General features: G+C 48.0%; 15 protein-coding genes and 1 riboswitch. Of the genes, 12 read left to right on the plus strand and 3 right to left on the minus strand.

Translation table 11 applies throughout. The features are described 5' to 3' along the window. The first annotated feature begins 156 nt into the window (after positions 1–156). Both AC4EVX_RS11095 and AC4EVX_RS11100 read left to right on the plus strand, forming a co-directional pair. Positions 157–2,871 carry a response regulator gene (locus AC4EVX_RS11095; RefSeq protein WP_490160222.1) on the plus strand — a complete coding sequence of 905 codons (2,715 nt, stop codon included), beginning with the start codon at positions 157–159 and terminating at the stop codon, positions 2,869–2,871. Positions 2,872–3,163: 292 nt separating this feature from the next. Next, positions 3,164–4,186 (plus strand): threonine aldolase family protein, encoded by a 1,023-nt coding sequence (locus AC4EVX_RS11100; RefSeq protein ID WP_490160223.1) that lies wholly within the window; start codon positions 3,164–3,166, stop codon positions 4,184–4,186. Between the two features lie 164 nt (positions 4,187–4,350). On the opposite strand, the gene AC4EVX_RS11105 is transcribed toward AC4EVX_RS11100, so the two are convergent. Then, positions 4,351–4,650, minus strand: coding sequence for a Dabb family protein (locus AC4EVX_RS11105; protein WP_308451400.1), 300 nt, complete (start codon positions 4,648–4,650; stop codon positions 4,351–4,353). Between the two features lie 425 nt (positions 4,651–5,075). Between AC4EVX_RS11105 and AC4EVX_RS11110 the strand changes: the two genes are divergently transcribed. Continuing rightward, positions 5,076–6,575, plus strand: coding sequence for a tagaturonate reductase (locus AC4EVX_RS11110; RefSeq protein ID WP_177976634.1), 1,500 nt, complete (start codon positions 5,076–5,078; stop codon positions 6,573–6,575). 411 nt (positions 6,576–6,986) lie between these two features. After that, complete coding sequence (locus tag AC4EVX_RS11115; RefSeq protein WP_177976635.1) at positions 6,987–8,270, plus strand: alkyl sulfatase dimerization domain-containing protein; 1,284 nt, start codon at positions 6,987–6,989, stop codon at positions 8,268–8,270. 92 nt (positions 8,271–8,362) lie between these two features. On the opposite strand, the gene AC4EVX_RS11120 is transcribed toward AC4EVX_RS11115, so the two are convergent. Then, positions 8,363–9,814, minus strand: coding sequence for an amino acid carrier protein (locus tag AC4EVX_RS11120; RefSeq protein WP_177976636.1), 1,452 nt, complete (start codon positions 9,812–9,814; stop codon positions 8,363–8,365). A 2-nt stretch (positions 9,815–9,816) separates the two neighbouring features. Continuing rightward, a riboswitch (glycine riboswitch) is annotated at positions 9,817–9,917 on the minus strand. A 249-nt stretch (positions 9,918–10,166) separates the two neighbouring features. Between AC4EVX_RS11120 and ftsH the strand changes: the two genes are divergently transcribed. The 4 genes from ftsH to uvrB all read left to right on the plus strand — a co-directional run bounded on the left by ftsH (position 10,167) and on the right by uvrB (position 16,714). Continuing rightward, positions 10,167–11,984: an ATP-dependent zinc metalloprotease FtsH gene (gene ftsH / locus AC4EVX_RS11125; protein ID WP_177976637.1), complete on the plus strand. Its 1,818-nt coding sequence runs from the start codon at positions 10,167–10,169 to the stop codon at positions 11,982–11,984. Between the two features lie 439 nt (positions 11,985–12,423). Beyond that, positions 12,424–13,647, plus strand: a complete 1,224-nt coding sequence (locus AC4EVX_RS11130) for an FAD-dependent oxidoreductase (protein WP_177976638.1) — start codon at positions 12,424–12,426, stop codon at positions 13,645–13,647. Positions 13,648–13,872: 225 nt separating this feature from the next. Further along, on the plus strand, positions 13,873–14,232 hold the full coding sequence (locus AC4EVX_RS11135) for a cupin domain-containing protein (protein ID WP_177976639.1): 360 nt from the start codon (positions 13,873–13,875) through the stop codon (positions 14,230–14,232). A gap of 499 nt (positions 14,233–14,731) precedes the next feature. Beyond that, the gene (gene uvrB, locus AC4EVX_RS11140; protein ID WP_308451347.1) at positions 14,732–16,714 is read left to right on the plus strand and encodes an excinuclease ABC subunit UvrB; all 1,983 of its coding nucleotides are present in this window, start codon (positions 14,732–14,734) and stop codon (positions 16,712–16,714) included. Between the two features lie 39 nt (positions 16,715–16,753). Here uvrB and AC4EVX_RS11145 read toward each other — a convergent pair whose 3' ends face one another. Further along, entirely contained in the window at positions 16,754–17,746 is a 993-nt protein-coding gene (locus tag AC4EVX_RS11145; protein ID WP_177978856.1) for a DUF5688 family protein, read from the minus strand. A 356-nt stretch (positions 17,747–18,102) separates the two neighbouring features. On the opposite strand from AC4EVX_RS11145, the gene AC4EVX_RS11150 reads away from it, so the two are divergent. The 4 genes from AC4EVX_RS11150 to AC4EVX_RS11165 form a co-directional block, all read left to right on the plus strand. Next, a complete protein-coding gene (locus AC4EVX_RS11150) occupies positions 18,103–20,580 on the plus strand; it encodes a hypothetical protein (protein ID WP_177978854.1) in 2,478 nt (825 codons plus the stop codon). Between the two features lie 341 nt (positions 20,581–20,921). Continuing rightward, on the plus strand, positions 20,922–22,214 hold the full coding sequence (murA, locus tag AC4EVX_RS11155; RefSeq protein WP_177978852.1) for a UDP-N-acetylglucosamine 1-carboxyvinyltransferase: 1,293 nt from the start codon (positions 20,922–20,924) through the stop codon (positions 22,212–22,214). Between the two features lie 287 nt (positions 22,215–22,501). After that, positions 22,502–23,512 carry a hypothetical protein gene (locus AC4EVX_RS11160; protein WP_490160224.1) on the plus strand — a complete coding sequence of 337 codons (1,011 nt, stop codon included), beginning with the start codon at positions 22,502–22,504 and terminating at the stop codon, positions 23,510–23,512. 23 nt (positions 23,513–23,535) lie between these two features. Then, the coding region (locus AC4EVX_RS11165; RefSeq protein WP_490160225.1) for a hypothetical protein at positions 23,536–23,786 on the plus strand (251 nt) is incomplete at its 3' end.

The following is a 23,786-nucleotide window of genomic DNA, read 5'->3' on the forward strand; positions in this document are numbered from 1 at the left end:
TGTGAGAGGACGGCGGTTAGTCACCGCCTCCTACTCGATTAGGAAATTGCGTCCTGTTTAAGTATTTAAGTTTTATATCCCAAATGAAAGAGAATGTGATATACTTTTTCTAAGTGACTTCAGACTTTCAGAATTCTAGAAAGGGGACATACGGCTGTGCGGAGAATATACTACGGAGAGGGTCTGTTCTTAAATGAGCAGTATCAGATATTTTCAGAACATCTTGAAAAGGAATTTCAGGTCCTGTTGATGGAAAATCATGGGGTGGGAATTATTGGCGGATATTATGAAGATGGTCTTCCGATCTGTATGGTGAGTGAGCTGAGTCTTGAGATGCTCGGGTATCAGTCGATTGAGGAGTTTGAGGAGCATACCGGAAAAATGCTGATGCGGATCATCTGTCCGAGTTCCAATGAGACATTCTCGGAGGAGAAATTTGAAAAATGGTCGGGAATGATGGAGACGCACATGTACACAGCGAGAGGGGAGCGTTTCTGGGTGCGTAGTGTCAAGCATGAGCACACCAGCTATGACGGGAGAGCACTCTGGCTGATTTCGATCTGCAACATGCAGGAGCTCTTTGAGGCAGAGTGTGCGATTGTGGAGGCGAACCAGAAACTTGAGGATGCAAATAAGCAGATCCGTGCACAGCTTGATACGTTTGCAAACGGAATCAACGGCGGATATATGATCAGCCGGGAGGACAAGCAGTTTTCAATCGCCTATGTCAGCCAGAATGTTGCGAGAAATCAGGGCTATACGGTAGAGGAGTTTCTCGATTCCTGTATGGGAAGTGCGCTTGGAAATGTCTATCCGCCGGATCGGTCGGAGGTGCTTTTTGCGCTGACACATCAGCTCAAACGCAAGGACAGCTACTCGATGAAGTATCGGGTTATCTGTAAGGATGGAAGTGTGAAGTGGGTATTTGACTCTGGAAAGCGGGGAAAGGATAGGGATGGAAATCCGGTAATTCAGAGCCTGATTATGGATATCAACGATTCGGAGCAGATGAACATGATGTACCGTCAGGAGCGCAGGCAGTATCGCGATGCGATCACTCATGATTGTGAGTACAGCTTTTCGGTTGATCTGACGAGTGGATATTTAGAGGATTCCTTTGAGATGAAAAACGGGGAGAATCCGATTCGGCTTCTCGGCTTGCGTCTGCCCGTGCGCTTTGATGATTATCTTGAGCGGGTGAAAACGGTTTTAAAGTCGGTGTACACGGATGGACGGGCACTTGAAGATGTGACGACGGCGAACCTGCTCCAGTGCTATCAGATGGGAATCCGAAAGTGTGAGTACGATTACTGGGATATTCATCAGAATAAATATGTCCGCGCGACCGTCCTGATGTCGGCGCGGGAGGAGAATGGTCACATCTGTGCGATCATTGTCGGGCGAGATATCAGCAAGCAGATCCGTGAGGTTGAGAATTATCATAAGGAAATGCAGATGGCGAACAGCAGACTTGAGTGCCAGAAGAAGGAGCTTGAACAGGCATACCAGGAGGCGAATCTTGCAAATTCGGCGAAGTCGGATTTTCTTGCGCGGATGAGCCATGATATTCGGACGCCGATCAATGGAATTCTCGGTCTGATTGAGATGTCGGACCGCTATCCGAATGATGTCGAGAAACTCAAGGAGAACCGGGAGAAGGAGAGAGGAGCGGTCAAACAACTGCTGATGCTCGTCAATGATGTGCTCGATATGAGCAAACTTGAGAGCGGGGAGGTTGAGCTGATTGAGGAGCCGTTCAATCTCAATGAGCAGATGAAGCATTGCCTTGAGCTGATTGAGATGCAGGCATACAAGCGCGAGGTGAGGATTGTGAATCGCACGCCGGAAGGGCTCAGAAATGCGGATGTCATCGGAAGTGCAACGTATGTGAATCGAATTCTGACAAATATTCTCTCAAATTCAGTGAAATACAATCGCATCGGCGGTCAGATTTTTATCGCGATGGAGGAGCTTGCGCGGGTTGAGTTCGCACAGCCTGAGTTTGCAGGGCAAAAGGAGAGTCGGGAACCAGCGAGAGGTAAGTTCACAGGGGATGAAAAGAGCAGAGAATCTGCGCCGAGTGAGTCTGCAAATAGTGAGAAGCGCAAAGCGTTTGGAAATGCAGAGAGCAGGGAAAATAAGAAGAGTAAGAAGATTTGGGTCAGATTTCTGATTGAGGATACCGGGATCGGGATGAGCGAAGAATTCCAGCAGAAGATGTTTGAGCCGTTCACACAGGAGAATGATGCGAGTGGAGAGCGGACTCATGCGGGAACGGGACTGGGAATGGCGATTGTGAAGAAGCTCACGGAAAAGATGGGCGGTACGATTGAGGTGCACAGTCGTAAGCATATGGGAAGTGTATTTGATGTCAGAATTCCATTTGTGATTGATCCGAATGGAGGAGAAGAACAGAAAGAAGCGGGAGAACAGGCGAATGCTGGAATTTGCGGAAAGAAGCTCTTGCTTGTAGAAGACAATGAACTCAATCAGGAGATCGCGAGATTTATGCTGACTGAGGCGGGGGCTGAGGTTGACAGCGTCTGGAATGGAGCGGAAGCAGTTGAGATTGTTCGGGAGAGTCTTGGGAGAGCAGAATTGGAAAAATGGCGCAGGGAAAAGAGTGGAAAGTATGATGCGATTCTAATGGATGTAATGATGCCGGTGATGAACGGGTATGAGGCGTCGAGAGAGATTAGGAAGCTCGAGAAGAAGGCGGGAATTCATACGCCGATCATTGCGATGACGGCAAATGCATTTGTTGAGGATATTGTGCGGTGCCGGGAAGCCGGGATGGATGAGCATATCGCAAAACCGCTTGAGGTTGAGAAGCTGATTACGGTGCTGGCGAAATATGTGAAGAAGGGGTAAAGTGATTGCTGGGGTACGGCATACGAGGAATACGGCGCAGAGCGCGGAGTAAGTCATGCAAACGCGCTCTCGCTCCGGGTTCGACGCAACGGTGCGTAAGGCTGTAAAAGACACAGCCTAAACACCGGCGTCTCACACGGGTTTGCCTGTACTTCTCCGCCTCTGCGCCTGTGAATGGCTGGATGGAAAACGATTTGGTGACAATTCATCTGTGATGGAGCAGGATGATCCCTACAAAATATCTGAGAAAGCTCCGATAATAAATACTATATAGAAAAGGAAAATGATAGGTATGTTATACTTTGTAAACGATTACTGTGAGGGTGCTCACGAAGCAATTTTAAAGCGTTTGATTGAGACAAATATGGAAAAACTCGATGGATACGGGATGGATCCGTACTGCGAGTCAGCAAAAGAGAAGATTCGAGAGGCGTGTGAGTGTCCGAATGCGGATGTCACGTTTCTTGTCGGGGGAACGCAGACGAATGCAGTCGTGATCGGTTCCGTGCTCAATAGATACGAGGGTGTTGTCTCTGCGAAGACGGGTCATGTGAGTGTTCATGAAGCGGGAGCGATCGAGTACACCGGACATAAGGTGCTTGAGATTCCGGAGAAAGATGGAAAGATGGACGCAGAAGTACTTAGACAGTATTTGGAGACGTTCTATCAGGACGGAAACCATGATCACATGGTATTTCCGGGAATGGTCTATCTCTCTCATCCGACGGAGTATGGTACTTTGTATACAAAGGCGGAGCTCAAAGCGATTTCTGAGGTCTGCAAGTCGTATGAGATTCCGCTGTTTTTGGATGGCGCAAGACTCGGATATGGACTTGTGAGCAAGGAAACAGACCTCACGCTTGCGGATATTGCACATTTCGTGGATGTCTTTTATATAGGAGGAACAAAGGTCGGAGCATTCTGCGGAGAGGCTGTTGTCTTCCCGAATGGCGCGCCGAAGCATTTTATCACGATGGTGAAACAGCAGGGCGCTTTGCTTGCCAAGGGACGTCTTCTCGGAATCCAGTTTGACACGCTGTTTACTGATGATCTCTATTTAAAGATCAGTGAAAATGCAATCCAGACTGCGGAGGTGCTCAAGCAGGCATTAAAGGAGCGGGGGTATGAGTTTTATGTAGACTCTCCAACAAATCAGATTTTTGTAATTCTGGAAGATCAGCAGAAAGAGCGTCTGGAAAAGGAAGTGGCATTCAGCTTCTGGGAGAAGATGGATGAGACTCACACGGTTGTGCGCTTTGCGACAAGCTGGGCGACGAAGATGGAAGATGTGAAGGCACTGATTGAAATCTTGTAAGTGGTTGATGAAATAAAACTTGGTGGGTTGTTTTATTTAATATGAAGAAGATTATATTTAAGAGTTGATCCATAAGATATAAGATAATAAAAAGCCGATGGAAGTCTATTTAAGATTCATTCAAAAATAGATTTTCGTTGGCTTTTTGATATGAGGTGGGGCGATTAGCAATCTAAATCTCCGCAGAGTCGATCAGTCACAAGGTCTTTGCAACGTTCTCTGTGGGCGATGTGGAGCGGGTGGTTCTGGAATGCTTTTAAGGCGGACTCGTCTGCAAGCTCAGAGTAGAAGACGAGATCATAGTCTCCGCCGACGGTATTTGTGCCGATCTCTGCGCGCAGAAGTCCGTCAATGTGCCCGTCCATTGTCGCGACGGAGTTCTGGAGAAAGGCGAGAGCCTCTGCCTCACGGTGTTCTGCTTTTACCTGATCAGTAAATTTCCAAAATAAGATATGGCGAATCATAGGTTTGTCCTCCTGATAAGATAGTTTGCATTTGACTTAATATGGAGCGCAGATTTGAAGTTTTGTCGCTCAAATGGGAGAAAAATAAAGGTTTGATTGGTATTTCTGAATTCATTATACTACGAAAAAGCGGAAGGAGCTAGCAAAATTATTGAGATTCCCATATAGATGAAAACGCTTACAATTTTGATACAAATCAGACAATCATATACCCTAAAAACAAAGGAAAAAATTTTATGAAAGTATTTACAATTTAGTATTCCCAAATTAAAAAAAGTGTGGTAGAATAGGGCTCAGAAATGAAAAACGTACACAGACGTCAGCGGATGGGAGGTTACAGTTCACAGGTAAGAATTTTCTGAACGGAAAATTCTGAATGATACAGTAACAAAGAGACGCGGTCAATAGAAAGGAGAAAAATAGCGATGGCACTTCTGAATTATGATGTTTTAAAGAAATCCGGTTATGATGGCTACATTCTGGAGGACGCTCCGGTAAAGGTTATGCAGTTTGGTGAGGGAAACTTCCTTCGTGCATTCGTAGATTACTGGTTCGATCTTGCAAATGAGAAGGCTGGATGGAACGGAAAGTGTTGTCTGGTACAGCCGATTGCTCCGGGACTGGCAAAGATGATCAACGAGCAGGAAGGTCTCTACACCCTGTATCTGCGCGGAAGCGAGAATGGCAAGAAGGTAGATGACAAGCGCGTGATTTCCAGCGTTGCAAACTGCCTGAATCCGTATGAGAAGGCTGACTACGAGAAAATGATGGAGGTTGCAGCAAGCGACGATCTTGAGATCATCGTTTCCAACACCACCGAGGCTGGTATCCAGTATGATCCGTCCTGCCAGAAGGATGACTGCCCGCCGTCCAGCTTCCCGGCAAAGCTGACTCAGATTCTGTATCATCGTTATCAGGCAGGCAAGCCGGGCATTATCATGCTGGCATGCGAGCTGATCGACAACAATGGTAAAGAGCTGTTAAAGTGCGTAAACCAGTACATTGAGCAGTGGGGCCTTGAGGATGGATTCAAGAAGTATGTAAACGAGGATTGCACCTTCTGTGGTTCTCTGGTAGATCGTATCGTTCCGGGTCGTATTCGTGACCAGGAGGAAGTAAAAGCACTGGATGAGAAGAACGGCTACGAAGATCCGCTGACCGACGTTGGTGAGGTATTCGGTGTTTGGGTAATCGAGGGTGATGAGAAGCTCAACGATGTCCTTCCGTTTAAGAAGGCTGGTCTTCTGGACAAGGTATTCGTTACCCCGGATATGAGCCCGTACAAGAAGAGAAAAGTTCGTATCTTAAACGGCGCACACACCGGATTCGTTCTGGGTGCTTATCTAGCAGGCGAGAACATCGTTCGTGACTGCATGCATGACGAGACGATCAAGGGCTTCATGAACAAGATGCTGTACGATGAGGTTATCCCGACCCTTCCGCTGGACAAGGATGATCTGAAGAAGTTCGCAGCAGCAGTTGAGGATCGTTTCAACAACCCGTTCGTAAATCACGAGCTGATGAGCATTTCCCTGAACTCCACCTCCAAGTGGAAAGCAAGAAACATGCCGTCCTTCCTGGGCTACATCGAGGAGAAGGGACAGCTTCCGGAGTGCCTGACCATGTCTCTGGCTGCTTACATTGCATTCTACAGCAATGACATCCAGGCTCTGACCGATGCAGGTCTGGTTTGCAAGCGTCCGGCTGGCAACGAGTACACCGTAAGCGATGACAGATGGGCTCTGGAGTTCTACTATGCACACAAGGATGACTCCGCAGAGGAGCTGGTACACGCTGTTCTGACCAACGAGCAGATGTGGGATCAGGATCTGACCAAGATCGCTGGTCTTGAGGAGAAGGTTGTTGCAGACCTGAAGATGATCCGCACCGAGGGCGCAAAGGCTGCATACGCAAGCTGTCTGTAAGAAAAAGTGTGACTGTGAAGGTACTGAACAGTTACGAAGAAGTTTAAAATTTGATAAATACCCGTAAAAGTCTGGGGCTGTAAAGCGTTAGTATTTGAGTGATGAGAGCAGAATGTTCATATTTATGCAAATGCAGGGCAGTTCCAACAGGGGGATGAGGGAGAGAAGACATTAAGTTTTCTCTCCCTTTTTTAGCTCCTGTATATAGGTGGAAATTTTCTGAACGGAAAAATGCGTAGGATACATGTTGGGAACAGTAATAAAAAGGTAATCCAGTTACCAAAATGTGCCTTCTATTTTTTGCTTTTGATTCATGCTATACTTTTCTCAAGAAGAGAACAGAGAAGTTACCGGGATCGCCCATAGAGATGAGGATTCTGAGGATGCATTTTTAAAACAGGAGGGGTCAAAATGTTAGTAAAGAACGGCGAAGAAAGACTGAAAGAATTTACGGAGCGGGAGTACAAGGAGACAGTGACTGAGGTGACAAAAGGCATCTGGCATGTGCTCGGAATGGGACATAGCAATGCGATTTTCATTGAGGGAAATACTGGAGTGATCCTGATCGATACGCTTGATACTCTGGGTCGCGGAGAGCGCCTGAGAGATCTGATTAAGGAGAAGACGAGAAAAGAGGTTCACACGATTCTGTATACACATATGCACCCAGATCACCGCGGAGGTGCAGGCGCATTTAAGGATACGGCAAAGGAGATCATCGCGTTTGCACCGAAGACACCGATTCTGGAACACACCGGTATGCTCAGAGAGGTTCAGATGCGCAGAGGAGCGCGCCAGTTCGGATATGAGCTTTCGGATGAGGAAAATATCTCGCAGGGAATCGGAATTCGTGAGGGCATTGCATACGGAGACAAACATGCTTTTGTGCCTGCCAATATCGTTTATGAGAGCGACTGGGAGGGACGGGAGATCGATGGAATCCGCTTAGAACTTTTCCGCCTTCCGGGTGAAACCGATGACCAGATGGCCGTATGGCTTCCGGATACCAAGGTTCTGTGCTGTGGAGATAATTACTATGGATGTTTCCCGAATCTTTATGCGATTCGTGGATGTCAGTACCGCGACATTGCGTCATGGATTCGCAGTATTGACCGTCTCAGAAAGTTCCCGGCAGAGTACCTGCTTCCGGGTCATACCTCCGTGATTTATGGAAGAGAGAAGATCGAGGAAGTGTTGAAGAGTTTTCAGAGTGCGATTGAGGATATCCTTCTTCGGACGCTTGAGGGAATGAATCAGGGAAAGACGATCGATGAGCTTGCGTCAGAGATTCAGCTTGCTCCGCAGTATCGGGATCTTCCGTGGCTTGGCGAATTCTATGGCTGTACTGAGTGGACGGTTCGAGCAATCTTTACGGCTTATCTCGGTTGGTTTGATGGAAATCCGACCCATCTGCATCCGCTTGCTCCGAAGACCCATGCAGAGAGGATGAGAAAGCTGATCGGTGGAAGAACCGCTCTGTTTGAGGCGATTCGTCAGGCGAGCGAGGAGCAGGATGCTCAGTGGTGTTTGGAGCTTGCCGAGTACTGGGACGAGAATGAAGAGGGCGCTGATGAGGAGCAGAATCGCCAGGTGCGTGAGTGCAAGATTCAGGCACTTCGCCAGCTTGCAGCGTTTGAGACGAGTGCAAATGGACGTCACTATTATCTGGTGTCTGCCTATGAACTTGAGAAATAAACGAGATTGATGATGAAAAGAACCCCGGTGGTCTCTGGAGAGTGAGGAGATCGCCGGGGTTATTCTAACTTGCTAATAAAAACGGTTATCTTTTATGATTCCGTCTTTCCAACAAGCGTACTACTCTTACTAACATTTTCTCTAACAGTACCCATCTCTGCTGCCGCATCGGCATTATTTTTTCTAAATGTCCCTGCTTTTTTTGCAATCAGCACAACCGAACCGCTGAGTGCAAGCAATGCCATCGCATTCGGGATGACCATCAGACCGTTAAAGAAGTCTGCGAGTGTCCAGACAAGGTTTACTTTCAGTGCAGATCCGATAATGATAAAGACTGCAACGAGCACCGAGTAGACGCGAAGTCCCTTCGATCCGAACAGGTAGCGCACGTTGATTGCACCGAAGAAGTGCCAGCTGAGGATCGTGGAGAATGCAAAGAACAGCAGGCAGATCGCAATGAAAATATCTCCGAAATTTCCGAATACTGTGGAGAATGCATGCTGGGTCAGTGCAATTCCGTCCTTACCGCTTGAGAGTGCGCCGGTGGTCAGAATACTGAACACGGTTAAATTTAAGATAATGAAGGTATCAATGAAGACGCTGACCATCGCAGCGAGACCCTGATGGTGAGGAGTGTCAACAGCCGCTCTCGCATGTGCATGCGGGGTGGAACCCATACCTGCCTCGTTGGAGAACAGACCACGAGCAACACCGTAACGGATCGCTTCTTTTACCGTGACACCCGCTGCACCGCCGAGTACGGCAGACGGATTAAACGCACCACGGATGATCTGCATGAAGGCTTCCGGGACCTGCGTGATGTTGAACAGAATGACTGTGAGACTTCCGATGATATAGACAAATGCCATGAAAGGTACAAATTTTTCTACGACAGCGGCGAGACGCTTCGTTCCTCCGATGAAAATGAAGAGTGCCATGACAGCAAGAAGCACTCCGATCGTGATCGGTGGGATCGAGAGCTGACGGCTCGCAAAGACCTGACTGAATGCTGCGCTGACAGAGTTTGCCTGGACCATGTTACCCATGAATCCGAGCGCAAGGATGATCAGAACTGCAAAAATTCCGCCAAGGACTCTGCCTGACTTTCCCTTGAAGGCAGCGTGAATGTAATAGACCGGACCGCCGGTGACTTCGCCGTCATGCACGGTCTTGTGCTCCTGTGCGAGAACCGCCTCCGCATAGATCGTCGCCATGCCAAAGAAAGCGGAAAGCCACATCCAGAAAATCGCTCCCGGACCTCCGCCGATCAGAGCAGTGGCTGCTCCCGTCAGGTTACCAGTTCCAACCTGAGCCGCGATTGCAGTTGCAACCGACTGGAAGGAACTCATCTCGCCTTCGCCGTGTTCCCGACCCTTGTGCCGGATTCCGCCGAATACCTGATGAAAGCCGTCTTTCAGTTTTCGTACCTGGATAAATCTGAGACGAATGGTGTAGTAGATACCGGTGCCACATAAGAGCAGAATCAGAACCACATTCCAGAGAACGGAATTGGCGGTATCCACCAGATGTAAGAAAGTGTCCATAAAATTTTCCTCCTGTCCTTTTGCCTGAGAGATTGGCAGAATCCTTGTCTGCCGTACACCTTCGGCGCTCTTTTGTAATAAGAGACTCTCCAGAATCTTGCGTCCTCGGACGCTTGAATGTGTTACGGTTTTCTTTTTCATTTTGCAAAAACAGTAACTTAGAAAACAATATAGCACAGGTAATGTCGGATTACAATGGGAAAAGACCATGTTTGTAATGGAAAACATGGACAAAAAGCTCTCATACAGTTGAGTGACAGAAAACAAAAAATTGTAGATTTTCAAATCGTTTTAAAAACAGTATAATAGATAGAAAAGATGAAAACAGACTAGATAGAGAAGGGGGATCGCTATGAATGAGATAAAACAGCCGAAAAAACCGTTGCTGTATTATTATGGAATTGTGCTTTTGGTTCTGATGATGTTCAATTTCCTGATGGCGCCTTATCTGGCACAGCGTCAGATCAAGGAAGTTGACTATGGAACTTTTATGACGATGACGGAGAATAAGGAGATCGGGCAGGTTGAGATCGAGAGCAACCAGATCCTGTTCACGAGCAAGGACAACAAGACGATTTATAAGACCGGTGTGATGGATGATCCGGGACGGACTCAGCGCCTGTATGACTCCGGAGCTTCATTTTCGAGTGAGATTGTCGAGCAGATGTCTCCGATGGCGAGCTTTCTGACAAGCTGGGTTCTGCCGATCCTGATTTTCTGGGGAATCGGTCAGGTTTTGTCGAGAAAGATGATAAAAAAGATGGGCGGAGCGAACTCGATGTCCTTTGGCATGGGAAAATCCAATGCCAAGATCTACATCAAGTCCTCCAATGGAATCAAGTTCTCAGATGTTGCAGGTGAGGACGAGGCGAAGGAGAACCTGACAGAGATCGTGGATTACCTGCATAATCCGAAGAAGTATGAGGAGATCGGCGCTTCGATGCCGAAGGGCATTCTGCTTGTCGGACCGCCTGGAACGGGTAAGACCCTTCTTGCAAAAGCCGTTGCCGGTGAGGCGAATGTTCCGTTCTTCTCGATTTCCGGTTCGGAGTTTGTCGAGATGTTTGTCGGCATGGGTGCATCAAAAGTGCGTGACCTCTTTAAGCAGGCGAAAGAGAAGGCTCCGTGTATCGTCTTCATCGACGAGATCGATGCAATTGGAAAGAAGCGTGATGGCGGAAATCTCGGTGGAAACGACGAGAGAGAGCAGACGCTGAACCAGCTGCTCACCGAGATGGATGGATTTGAGGGAAATAACGGAGTTATCATTCTGGCAGCGACGAACCGACCGGAATCTCTTGATCCGGCACTGACAAGACCGGGTCGATTTGACCGCCGTGTTCCGGTAGAACTCCCGGATCTCAAGGGCAGAGAGTCGATTCTGCGCGTTCATGCAAAGAAGATCAAGGTTGCCGACAATGTGGACTACCTTCAGATTGCGCGCATGGCTTCCGGAGCCTCCGGAGCGGAGCTTGCAAACATCGTCAACGAGGCGGCACTTCGTGCAGTCCGCGATGGTCGTTCCTATGCGACACAGGAAGATCTTGAGGAGAGTATTGAGGTTGTCATTGCCGGATACCAGAAAAAGAATGCAATTCTCACCGACAAGGAGAAATGGACGGTTTCTTACCATGAGATCGGACATGCGCTTGTCGCAGCGAAACAGACAAACTCTGCTCCTGTTCAGAAGATCACAATCATTCCGCGTACTTCCGGTGCGCTCGGATACACGATGCAGGTTGAGCAGGGCAATCATTATCTGATGACGAAGACCGAGCTTGAGAACCGGATTGCGACTCTGACCGGAGGAAGAGCGGCAGAGGAAGTCATTTTCGGAATTTCTTCGACCGGAGCTTCCAACGATATTGAGCAGGCGACGAAGCTCGCTCGTGCGATGATTACCCGCTACGGAATGAGCAGGGAGTTTGATATGGTCGCAATGGAGACTGTGACGAACCAGTACCTCGGCGGGGATGCTTCTCTGAGCTGTTCGGCGCAGACACAGGCAAAGATTGATGAGCAGGTGGTTGCTCTCGTGAAGAAACAGCATGAGAAGGCAGCGGGCATCCTGATTGAGAACAGAGAAAAGCTCGATGAGCTTGCAAAGTATCTGTATGATCGCGAGACGATCACCGGCGAGGAGTTCATGGAGATTTTGAACCGCGATTAAGGCGATCAAGGAGCGATTGACTCAAGTCTTCACAAGCAAGCGCCGACTGTAATAAAAGAAGTATATTGAGTGCAGAAGCTGTACACAGAGAGTTTTGTGTGACGGCTTCTGCTTTATTATTTCATAGGAAATTGTGCCAGGGTACATTCTTTTTTATATTCTTATATTGTGAAAAAGAAAATAAATTGCGTGAAAAATATAACAAATAATGCATAAAAACAATATAATTGTATGCATAATTGAACTTGCACATCAAAATAAGAGCCATTATAATGAATTATTATTCAATAACATGAATTTTTGATTGCGAAGAAAAATAATGGCACAAAAAATGACAACACAACAGGTGAATACAGGTTGGCAAATTTGTCAGAGAAAGCAATCACAAAAAGATTACCACAAGAAATATGTATCATAGAAAGAATAGGAGATCAGTCAAATGTTGCGAGTTCAGTCCGAGGCAGAGCGTTGCCTGCAATGCAAGAAACCAAGATGTAGTACGGTATGCCCTATTTCCACAAACATTCCGGGTGCAATTCAGCTGTTAAAAGAGGGCAAGATGAGTGAGGCGGCTCACCAGCTTTTTGAGAATAACCCGCTCTCTGTGGTATGTGCGATTGTCTGCAATCACGACAGTCAGTGTGAGGGGCATTGTGTGCGAGGAATGAAGGGAGAGCCAATCGGCTGGGGACAGATTGAGCGATACATCTCCGACACCTACCTTGACCGTATGGAGATCAAACCGGCTCCGGAGAGTGGAAAACGCATTGCAATCATCGGAAGTGGTCCTGCGGGACTGACCGCGGCGATTGAACTGAGAAAATGTGGTCATGACATCACGATCTTTGAGGCAGAGAGCCAGCTTGGAGGCATGCTTCGCTATGGAATCCCGGAGTTTCGTCTGCCGAAGAGTATTCTGGATCGCTACACGGCTCTGCTCAAGCGTTCTGGCATCCATATCCGTCTCCACACCGCAATTGGAACATCCCTGACAATTCCGGATCTCTTCCGCGACGGTTATGATGCCGTCTTTATTGGAAGCGGTCTGTGGCGTGCCCGTCCGTTGAATGTGCCGGGTGAGAGCCTTCCAAATGTCTGCTACGGAATTCACTATCTGGCATCCCCGGATTCGTTTGAGATCGGAAAACGTCTGGCAGTGATCGGAACCGGAAATACGGCGATGGATGTGGCGAGAACGGCTCTCCATCGCGGAGTTGAGTATGTAACGCTGTATGCGCGCAGAAATAAGAGTGCCGCAGATCCGAAGGAAATTGAGATGGCGAAACTTGAAGGCGCAGAGTTCCACTATGGAATGCAGATCGTGAAGATTACAAAGGACGGACCCGTATTTCACAAGAGCAACCTCGATGAGAATGGTCAGATCCTCTCTCTTGAGGAGGAGGATCTGCTCGAGCCGGCAGATTTCACGATCATTGCAGCGAGCCAGGGACCGAAATCCAAGCTGATTCAGACGACGGAGGGACTTGAGGGAACGGAAAAGGGACTTTTGAAAGTCGATGAGGATGGAAGAACGACTGCTGAGGGTGTCTTTGCGGCGGGAGATGTCGTGCACGGTGGAAGAACCGTTGTCGAGGCAGTTGCAAAGGCGAAGCGAGTTGCCCATGCAATTGATGTTTATCTTGGAAACGGCGAAGAAAAGTAGTATACTGAACGTGTTGTAAAATCCTGAGTTCAGTCACGATCGTCAGATCCGTTAGAAATACTAGAACCATTAAAAATGTTAAAGTCGTTAAGATTTCTCTAAAATGGTTGAAATTTTTTACCGGTAACCCACTAATCAGAGTGTCGACAGAGTGTTGACTCGAACTGCATGTGGGCAGGAATGGCAGTGACTCAGGAAAAACAGGACAGACAGGAGGAGCGTTGCATGGTCAGAAAAGAGAATATCACAGCAGTGGAGCATTTAGGTGGCGGAAAGGGAACCGCATATGTTCACCACATCATCTCAAAGGAGGAGTTTCTTGGACATGGAAGAATGTATGCGAAGGTGGTTCTTCCTCCGGGCACAAGTGTGGGCTGGCATCAGCATGTGCATGACACAGAGCCGTACTATATCCTGAAAGGTCAGGCGGATTTCATCGACAATGATAAGTCTGTGACAAAGGTCGGTCCTGGCGACTGCTGTCTGATCGAGGTTGGACAGTTCCACAGCCTTGAGAACAATTCCGATGAGGATGTCGAGTTCATGGCTCTGATTTATAATGAGAAGGGATTCCTCTACGAGTAAGATCGAAAAACAGGCAGTTGGAAACGTTTTCAAATTTCTAAAATCGCACGGAAAAATAAAATAATAGGGCAGGGATTTCTCTGATATGAGAGGATCGCTGTCATTCACGAAAAGAGACAGTTTTTTCTTGAAACAGAAGGGAAAAGATTGTCTCTTTTTTGTCTTGAAATTTTCTATCAATTTCGATATGATGAAAATTAAACCGACTTTATTTTATCGACAATTCATAAACGACACAGGGAAGGAAACATGATTTTGTGAAAAAATAATTTATGGAAATTTTGGATGTCCTTTAAATGGATTTTTAAAGACGATCTGTACGGAGACGGATCATCTTCTCTACTCGGCAAAGGAGAATGGACGCGCCCGCTATGTGATTGGAAACTTTGAGGGAAACAAAAGTTGAGTGGGAACAGACGAATCCATTACAGTTTGTGAAAGGCAAAAGGCATAAATGGCAATGACAGAACAGGAACAGAAGTGGAAAGGAAGAATAAACATGGAATTTCGTCTGCACAGTGAGTATCAGCCGACCGGAGATCAGCCACAGGCAATCGATGAGCTGGTGAAGGGATTTCAGGAAGGCAATCAGTTTGAGACACTTCTCGGCGTCACCGGTTCCGGAAAGACATTTACAATGGCAAATGTCATTCAGAAATTGCAGAAGCCGACGCTGATTATCGCGCACAATAAGACGCTTGCCGGTCAGCTCTATTCGGAAATGAAAGAATTTTTCCCGGAGAATGCGGTCGAATACTTTGTCTCGTACTACGATTACTATCAGCCCGAGGCATATGTTCCGTCGACTGACACTTATATCGAGAAAGATTCTGCGATCAACGATGAGATCGACAAACTGCGTCACTCTGCGACGGCGGCGCTCTCGGAGCGGAGCGATGTGATCATCGTGGCATCGGTGTCGTGCATCTATGGACTCGGTTCCCCGATCGATTACAAGGAGATGGTGATCTCCCTGCGCCCGGGAATGGAGAGGGATCGCGATGAGATTATTCACAAGTTGATCGACATTCAGTATAGTAGAAATGATATGGATTTTCACCGCGGAACGTTTCGTGTCCGGGGAGATGTGCTTGAGATCTTTCCGGCATATTCTGGAAGTGAAGCGTACCGCATTGAGTTTTTCGGAGACGAGATTGACCGGATCACGGAGATCGACACATTGACCGGACAGAGCAAATGCGAGCTCGGTCACATCGCAATTTTTCCGGCATCCCACTACGTTGTCCCGAAAGAGAAAATGCAGCTGGCGACGGAGAATATTTTGGAGGAGCTTAAGGAGCAGGTCGCTTATTTTAAGAGCGAGGACAAACTGCTCGAAGCCCAGAGAATTGCAGAGCGGACGAACTTTGATGTTGAGATGATGAGGGAGACCGGATTCTGTTCCGGAATTGAGAACTACTCGAGACATCTGACGTTCGGAAAACAGGGAGAACCGCCGTGGACGCTGATCGACTATTTCCCGGAAGAGTTTCTGATCATTGTCGATGAGTCCCATATCACGCTTCCACAGGTGCGCGGAATGTATGCGGGAGACCGCTCGAGAAAACAGACCCTTGTCGATTATGGATTTCGTCTGCCATCCGCTCTCGATAATCGACCGCTGAATTTCACGGAGTTTGAGAGCAAGATTGACCAGATGATGTTCGTCTCGGCGACGCCGGGACAGTATGAGGAAGAACATGAACTTTTACGTGCCGAGCAGATCATTCGCCCGACCGGACTGCTTGATCCGGAGATCTCTGTGCGCCCGGTTGAGGGGCAGATCGACGATCTCGTGTCGGAGGTCAACAAGGAAGTTGCCGGTCATCACAAGGTGCTGATCACGACGCTGACAAAGCGGATGGCGGAGGATCTGACCGACTACATGAGGGAGATCGGAATTCGCGTCAAGTATTTGCACTCAGATATCGACACCCTGGAGCGTGCACAGATTATCCGCGATATGCGTCTCGATGTTTTTGATGTCCTTGTTGGAATCAACCTTTTGAGGGAGGGACTTGATATTCCAGAGATCACGCTTGTCGCGATTCTTGATGCAGATAAAGAGGGATTTCTGCGTTCGGAGACTTCTCTGATTCAGACGATCGGACGTGCGGCGCGAAATGCGGAGGGGCATGTCATCATGTATGCGGACACGATCACGGATTCGATGCGCCATGCGATTGAGGAGACGGGGCGAAGAAGAGAGATTCAGAAGAAATATAATGAAGAACACGGAATCACGCCGACTACGATCAAGAAAGCAGTCAGGGATCTGATTGCAATCTCGAAGGCATCGGAGACTCATCCGGAGAAGGAAGAGAAGGATCTCGAGTCCATGAGCAAGAAAGAACTTCAGAAGCTGGAGAAGGAACTTCAGAAGAAGATGAATCAGGCAGCCGTGGAGCTGAATTTTGAGGAGGCAGTTGTTCTGCGTGACCGCCTGCTTGAGGTCAAGAAAATGCTTCTTGATCTGGAGTGAGTTTGAGCTTGAAGTTCTCAAGCTCAAGAAAAGAAAAAATCATTGCTCGTATGACGTGGAAACCGTGGCAAAAAGTTCTTCCGGAAGAATATCGATCATGCCGTCCTCTCTGCGATAAAAATAGATCTGGTTGGAGAGGCGGTCTTCCGGCAAAACTTCTGTCTGGTTGATCGTGGAGATCATCATTTGCAATTCTCTCAGCCCGATCGGAGTATCTGCGGGGAGGATGAGAACCTCATGAATGCTGGACGGAAGGATCAGAAGATCCTGGTTTAAGCGGTCGGAGAGGTCTTCGAGAACAGTTGGATACAGCATACATCCGGCACCGTAGAGTCCGCTGGAATTCGTGAGGATGTAGATGGGAGGAGTCGTCTCGCACTCTGTCTCATCCGGCTCACCGATCGTCGTTCTGTTAATCTCCGTTGAAACGATGGTATCGCTGGTGTCTGCATGAAGGTTGTGGAGATCATTCAGCGTTTCCGACATATTCTGGATAACCGGGGGATAGGCCGTCGGCGTATTGACGCGGGCAAGTTTCCATAAGTCCGAGACTCCGATCTTCCACTGGCGCAGATGTTCCTTGCGAATCGGGGTTGTCAGCTGACCGACAGCGTTCTCCTCGATGTAGAGGAAGAAGACGACGGACAGGTCAAGGAAACGGATCGACGGGACTTCCTTTAAGAGTTCCTGATTCGACTCAGTGTGAATCAGTCGGTACATCACGCGGGATTTCAGGGAGTCAAAATCACTCATAAATTCCGGACTCAAACGGGACGGTGGCATGGCATTCTGGTAGAGACCGAGGATGTCAGAGAGGATCTCCTCGATGTTCATAGCATGATTCTTGTAGGCATCGAAGTAGGCGTTTAGATAAATCGTCGGTACGAAGAGCTGCCCGTTCTGGTAGAGACGAATTCCGTCCAAAGTTACGCCATTATTCTTCTGAAGCGGGCACACGTCAATTCGGCAGGATTCTCCGAGTGCGTGGCGCAGGTTCTGTGTAACTGTCTCCAGAAATTCCTTGTAATCCATAGAAGACCTCCTTTGAAAATGTTTGGTTATCTGGTTGTATAGGTTATATACATGCAGGGAACATGGCTCTTAGAAAGAAGAATAAGAGAAAAAAGTGAATAAGCAAGAATCCCTGAAACCCGATTGGGTGATTCTCATTATACTTGATTTCGGGGAAAGGCGCAAGAGAAAATTAAGGGAGTTTGAAGACAAAATAAGTGCAGGAGCCCTATGAAGATCTTCGTGATTTTTAAGAAAAAGTTTCGTTGTAGTTTTCTGAAAAACAGATAAAATAGGAAGAGAGAGACTCAAAAAAGAAAAACTCAAAAAAGAAAAACGAACAGAAGCAAACAGAAATGGAACAGGAAACAGAGAAAATGTATCAGATTGTAAAACGGATAGGAATTTTATTTGGAATTTTTGCGACAGCATTGCTGATTTATTTTATGATAGGAAATCGAAACAGGAGCGGAGCAGAGGAAACAGTCTATGTAGCACTTCAGGATGCTTCGCTTCCGACTGTGTACGCCGAGACCTGTGGGCGGACGATGAACCGGATGGTAGGGTATCGTCAGGAAATGGACTCTTCGGTCGCAGGTGAGCTGTTGACGTTGATTCCGGAGGATCGAAAGCTCGTGCTCGACATTCAGAACCGGGAGGATGCGATCACAGCGATTCACTATGATGTGCGGAGTATGGATCGCCAGCGTCTGATTGAGAGAACGGACCTTGAGAACTGGACGACGACGGATAGTGGGATTCAGGCACAGCTTCCGATTCAGAATCTGATTGCGAGAGATCAGGAATACCTGCTTCAGATCACGTTGGAGACCGAACAGCACGGATCGGTGTATTACTATACCCGAATTTTGTGGACGGACAGCGCGCGCGCGCAGGCGATGGTGGATCTTGCGGTAAATTTCTCCGAAAAGACCTTTGATCCGGCACAGGCGAGAGAGCTTGCATCGTATTTGGAGACAAATACCTCCCAGGATGAGAATTCTTATCACCGGACGACAATTCACTCGAGTTTTTCGAGACTGACCTGGGGCAAACTTGGTATGCAACCGTCGGGAGAATTTCAGGTAGCTCTTCGCGAGCTTGACGGAGCGATGAGCAGTGTTCAGGTGAAATATCCGGCTGTTCGGCAGGATGAGGAGACCGGAGAATCTGAGATATATGAGGTCGAGGAGAATTTCACGATGAAATGGAATGAACTTCGCATTTATCTGATGGACTATGAGCGGGATGTGAACCAGATTTTTTCCGGAAAAGACGCAGATTATTCAGGAAAACGGATTCTGCTTGGAATCACGGATGAGAGTCGTGTCGAAGCCAGAAAGAGTCCGTCAGGAAGTGTGATTGCTTACCGGGCAGGCAGGGAACTGTGGACGTATGACCAGAAGAGTGGTCATGCGGTCAAGGTTTTCTCGTTCCGCGGAAAGAGTGGGGATGTGAGGGAAAACGACAGCCGTCATGATACCCGGATTCTCTCGGTTGGAGATGACGGAAGCATCGAGTTTCTCGTCTATGGATATATGAACCGCGGAGAGCATGAGGGAAATATGGGAATTGCAGGCTATGTCTACCAGACGGAGGCAAATGCGCTCGAGGAGAGATTTTTCATCCCATACAGCGGTTCGTTTACCGAGCTTGAGGAGGATCTCAACCAGCTCGTCTGCCTCAACCCATCTGGAATGCTCTACCTTTATTTAAAACATGCGGTTTACGGAATTGATCTCGAGAGCCGTGAAAATATGGTGGTTGCCGATCGCTTAGAGAAGGGAAGCTATGCAGTCAGCGTGGATCAAAAACGCTTTGCCTGGCAGAGCGGACGCAGTCAGGGCGGAGCCGGTGTGCTCTATCTGATGGATCTTGAGACCGGGCAGAGTCAGGAGATTGACGGCGGAGTTGGTGAGAATGTCCGCGTACTCGGTTTTGTCGGCAGGGATCTCGTTTACGGAACGGCGCGCGAGAGCGACCGCTGGATCGTAAACGGCAGAACGGAAGAAGAACCGATGTACAACGTCAAGATTGTGAACGATCAGATGGAAGTTGAGACGACCTACCAGAAAGAGGGATATTATATCTCAAGGGTTTCGGTAGAGGAGAGCCGGATTCATTTAGACCGTGTGGTGCGCTCTGGAGATCAGAGCTATGCGCCCACCGTGGAGGATACGATCGTCTGCAATGCGGACATCGGTCAGGGAAGAATGGATGGAATCGGCTGGTACGCCTCTCCGACAAAGGGAAGAGTGTACTTTGTCCAGCTTGACGGGGAGGTTCGCAGTCGCTCAATCCGGACTTCTGTTCCGGATGAGATCAGCTACGAGAAGGCAGATGTGCTGAATCTCGAGACAGACCGCACACTTGGCAATATGGAGTTCTATGCGTATGCGAGCGGACAGTTGAGACTGGTGACGATGGATTTTGCGAGTGCAATTCAGACGGTCTATGAGGGAATGGGCTATGTGACAGATTCGTATCATCGCCTGCTCTGGAGTCGTGTGGATCGTTCAGTGACGAGAACCATTCGCGATCCGCAGACGGCATTTGCTCCGCTGTCCCGTCATCTCGATGAGTTTGCAGGAAGCCAGAAATACGCAGATGGAGTCCTCGTTCTCGATGGTCGCGGATGCAGTATGATGCAGATGCTCTATTTCATTGATCAGGGAACCCCGGTTGTCGCCTACACGGAGAATGGAGGATATCTGCTTCTGTGTGGATATGACGCCTACAATGTGACGATTTTCAATCCGGCGACGGGAGAGATGTACAAGGCAGGTCTCAACGACAGCACGGAGTATTTCCGCAGACTTGGAAATGACTTTGTGTGTGCGCTTGTCGTAGAGTAGTCGATGAAATCAGGGAAAGCAGTTAGTGGGATTCGCGCCAGTCAGGAAACGGGTGTTTCCCTTTACAAATCAGATTTATGTGGTATAATCATTAAGAATATTCGATGGAAAATTAAAGAAATCTTAAAGATTCAATTTGAAAAAGAATTTAACTTACCGATAAGATTTGTTTTTATAGAAGTTTTATAAATGTTTTTGTAGAAGAGTTTATAAACATTTTTATTTGAGTGTTTTGAAGAGTGAGAGATAACTGTTGAAACAGGAAGCTCATTGGCTTTAGACAATGGGTAATTCACACAGTTATAAAGAATAGGTTAAAAAGAAAGTGGCAGAGGTGCAGGATGAATCAGTTTATTATGAAGGGCGGTAATCCACTGGTTGGAGATGTGGTGATCAGCGGGGCGAAGAATGCGGCGCTTGGTATTTTGGCGGCTGCTATTATGACCGATGATGATGTCATCATAGAGAATCTGCCGGATGTGCGGGACATCAATGTCCTTCTCGAGGCGATTTCGGAGATTGGTGCTCAGGTAGAGCGGATTGACCGGCATTCCGTAAAGATCAATGCATCTACGATCCGTGAGGTAAGCGTAGATGATGAGTATATCCGTAAAATTCGTGCTTCCTATTATTTTATTGGAGCACTGCTTGGAAAGTATAAGAGCGCAGAGGTTCCGCTCCCGGGTGGCTGCAACATCGGAAGCCGTCCGATTGACCAGCATTTAAAGGGATTTCGTGCGTTGGGCGCAAAGATTGAGATTGACCGCGGGGCAGTGATTGCGCATGCGATCGATCTCGTCGGAAGTCACATCTATCTGGATGTGGTTTCTGTCGGAGCAACGATCAATGTCATGATGGCAGCGGCTCTCGCAGAGGGTCAGACAATCCTTGAGAATGCGGCAAAGGAGCCTCACGTTGTGGATGTTGCAAACTTCCTCAACAGCATGGGAGCAAATATCAAGGGCGCGGGAACCGATATCATCCGTATCCGTGGTGTTCGTCGCCTTCATGGAACGGAGTATTCGATTATTCCGGATCAGATCGAGGCAGGAACCTTTATGTGTGCAGCAGCGATCACCCGCGGAGATGTGACGGTCAAGAACGTGATTCCGAAGCATCTTGAGGCGATCTCTGCAAAGCTGATTGAGATTGGATGCGAGGTAATCGAGGGAGATGATGAGGTGCGTGTGGTTGGAAAACCGAGACAGCACTCGACAAATATCAAGACCCTTCCATACCCGGGATTCCCGACGGATATGCAGCCGCAGATGGCAGTGACCCTGGCTTTGGCTGAGGGAACAAGCATGATCACGGAGAGTATTTTTGAGAATCGCTTCAAGTATGTCGATGAGCTCTCGAGAATGGGTGGAAATATCAAGGTTGAGGGCAACGTTGCGGTTATTGACGGTGTGAAGGGATTTACGGGCGCTCAGGTTGAGTCTCCGGATCTTCGCGCAGGTGCGGCCCTCGTGCTCGCAGGACTGTCTGCAACCGGATACACCGTTGTGGATGAGATTGGCTATATTCAGCGCGGATACGAGAAGTTTGAGGAAAAATTGCAGGCTCTCGGCGCACATATTGATATCGTGGATTCTGAGAAGGAAGCACAGAAGTTTCGCCTGAAGATCGGTTAAAATTTGGGGACTTCTGAGCGCATTTTTGCGTGTGTTAAAATTTTTGTTTTCTTTCCGTAAGCAAATTGTTATGAACTGTACATAAACTGGACACGATTTTCCATTATGATAAAGACAGAAGATAAGAAGAAAAGAATTGGATCAGACAATTCCGCTATCGGAAAAGAAAAAGATCGAAAATGGAAGACAATTTGAAAGATAGTCGAGATTGTCGAGAGGATCGAGAAAGGAATTGAATCAGACGGAGCGGGAATGGAGGTCCGGTGTAGCAAAAGGAGGAGAAGAAAATGAAGTTATGGAAAAAAGGATTGTCCCTGATGCTGGGAGCGGCATTGATCGCAGCCGCATTCACGGGAACAACATTTGCGGCATCCAGCCGAACAAAGATTACAAGAGTTAATCTGGTAGTGGATTCTGATATTGCAGTCGGCGATGACAACGGAAGCGTGGATGTCACGACCCCGGATAGCCATTACAAGGTAAGCGATGTCGAGATTGACAACGACGATGCAGAGTGGACCAGCGGAGATAAGCCGAAGATTGAGGTTACCCTTGAGGCTGACAGCGATTACTACTTTGACGCAATGTCCAAGAGCAAGGTAAGCCTGAGCGGTGATAAGGCAACTTACACCGGCTCCCGCAGAGAGGACAGCAGCACGACTCTGATCATCAAGCTGACGTTAAAAGAGCTTGAGGGACCGCTTGAAATTGATGATCTCTCCTGGGAGGATGAGGAGACTCCGACCGCAAAGTGGGAAGAGGTAGATGGAGCAAAGAGTTATCAGGTACGTCTTTACCGCGACAGCAAGTCTGTTGGTGAGACCGCGACGACGACGAAGAATTACTATGACTTCGCTTCCAGAATCACCAAGGAGGGCGAGTACTACTTCAAGGTTCGCGTAATCAACAACAATTCCAAGAAGGGCGAGTGGTATGAGTCCGATTACATCTATGTGGATGATGCCCTGCTCGACTCTCTGAAGAAGACGAATGGTAGCAGTAACAATAACGGAAGCAGTGTGACTCCGGGAAGCAATACAACTTCTCAGGATCAGTGGATCTGGGACAGCAACCAGAAGAACTGGTGGTATCGCTACGCAAACGGCTCCTATCCGACAAACGGATGGCTTCAGATCGGCGGAAAGTGGTATTGCTTCGACTCTGTGGGCTGGATGCGCACAGGCTGGATTCAGGCAGGAAACAACTGGTACTACTGCGGAACCGACGGCGCAATGCTGACGAACACGACGACTCCGGATGGATATCGCGTAGATGCAAACGGAATCTGGATACACTAAACCTGAAATCAGAAAATGGAAGAATGAGGCAGGGCGGAATTTCCGCCCTGTTTTTGTATGACAGGAAATTGCGTCCTATCATATTCCTTAGTAACGATGCAATCAAAAATCTCCAAAATAAATTTCTAAAAAACTTTGAAAAAAGTGTTGACAAAACAGATAATCTATCATATAATAACCTCGTTGTTCACGACAACACAGCAACAAAGAGCAATACGAAGTATTCCTCGATAGCTCAGTCGGTAGAGCACGCGGCTGTTAACCGCGCTGTCGT

It is taken from the genome of Brotaphodocola sp. (assembly GCF_983179755.1).

What these genes read in the sequence shown, in the direction of transcription:
- AC4EVX_RS11100 (WP_490160223.1), top strand. Translation starts at nt 3,164, where the DNA reads ATGTTATACTTTGTAAACGATTACTGTGAGGGTGCTCACGAAGCAATT.
- AC4EVX_RS11105 (WP_308451400.1), bottom strand. Translation starts at nt 4,650, where the DNA reads ATGATTCGCCATATCTTATTTTGGAAATTTACTGATCAGGTAAAAGCA.
- AC4EVX_RS11110 (WP_177976634.1), top strand. Translation starts at nt 5,076, where the DNA reads ATGGCACTTCTGAATTATGATGTTTTAAAGAAATCCGGTTATGATGGC.
- AC4EVX_RS11115 (WP_177976635.1), top strand. Translation starts at nt 6,987, where the DNA reads ATGTTAGTAAAGAACGGCGAAGAAAGACTGAAAGAATTTACGGAGCGG.
- AC4EVX_RS11120 (WP_177976636.1), bottom strand. Translation starts at nt 9,814, where the DNA reads ATGGACACTTTCTTACATCTGGTGGATACCGCCAATTCCGTTCTCTGG.
- ftsH (WP_177976637.1), top strand. Translation starts at nt 10,167, where the DNA reads ATGAATGAGATAAAACAGCCGAAAAAACCGTTGCTGTATTATTATGGA.
- AC4EVX_RS11130 (WP_177976638.1), top strand. Translation starts at nt 12,424, where the DNA reads ATGTTGCGAGTTCAGTCCGAGGCAGAGCGTTGCCTGCAATGCAAGAAA.
- AC4EVX_RS11135 (WP_177976639.1), top strand. Translation starts at nt 13,873, where the DNA reads ATGGTCAGAAAAGAGAATATCACAGCAGTGGAGCATTTAGGTGGCGGA.
- uvrB (WP_308451347.1), top strand. Translation starts at nt 14,732, where the DNA reads ATGGAATTTCGTCTGCACAGTGAGTATCAGCCGACCGGAGATCAGCCA.
- AC4EVX_RS11145 (WP_177978856.1), bottom strand. Translation starts at nt 17,746, where the DNA reads ATGGATTACAAGGAATTTCTGGAGACAGTTACACAGAACCTGCGCCAC.
- AC4EVX_RS11150 (WP_177978854.1), top strand. Translation starts at nt 18,103, where the DNA reads ATGTATCAGATTGTAAAACGGATAGGAATTTTATTTGGAATTTTTGCG.
- murA (WP_177978852.1), top strand. Translation starts at nt 20,922, where the DNA reads ATGAATCAGTTTATTATGAAGGGCGGTAATCCACTGGTTGGAGATGTG.
- AC4EVX_RS11160 (WP_490160224.1), top strand. Translation starts at nt 22,502, where the DNA reads ATGAAGTTATGGAAAAAAGGATTGTCCCTGATGCTGGGAGCGGCATTG.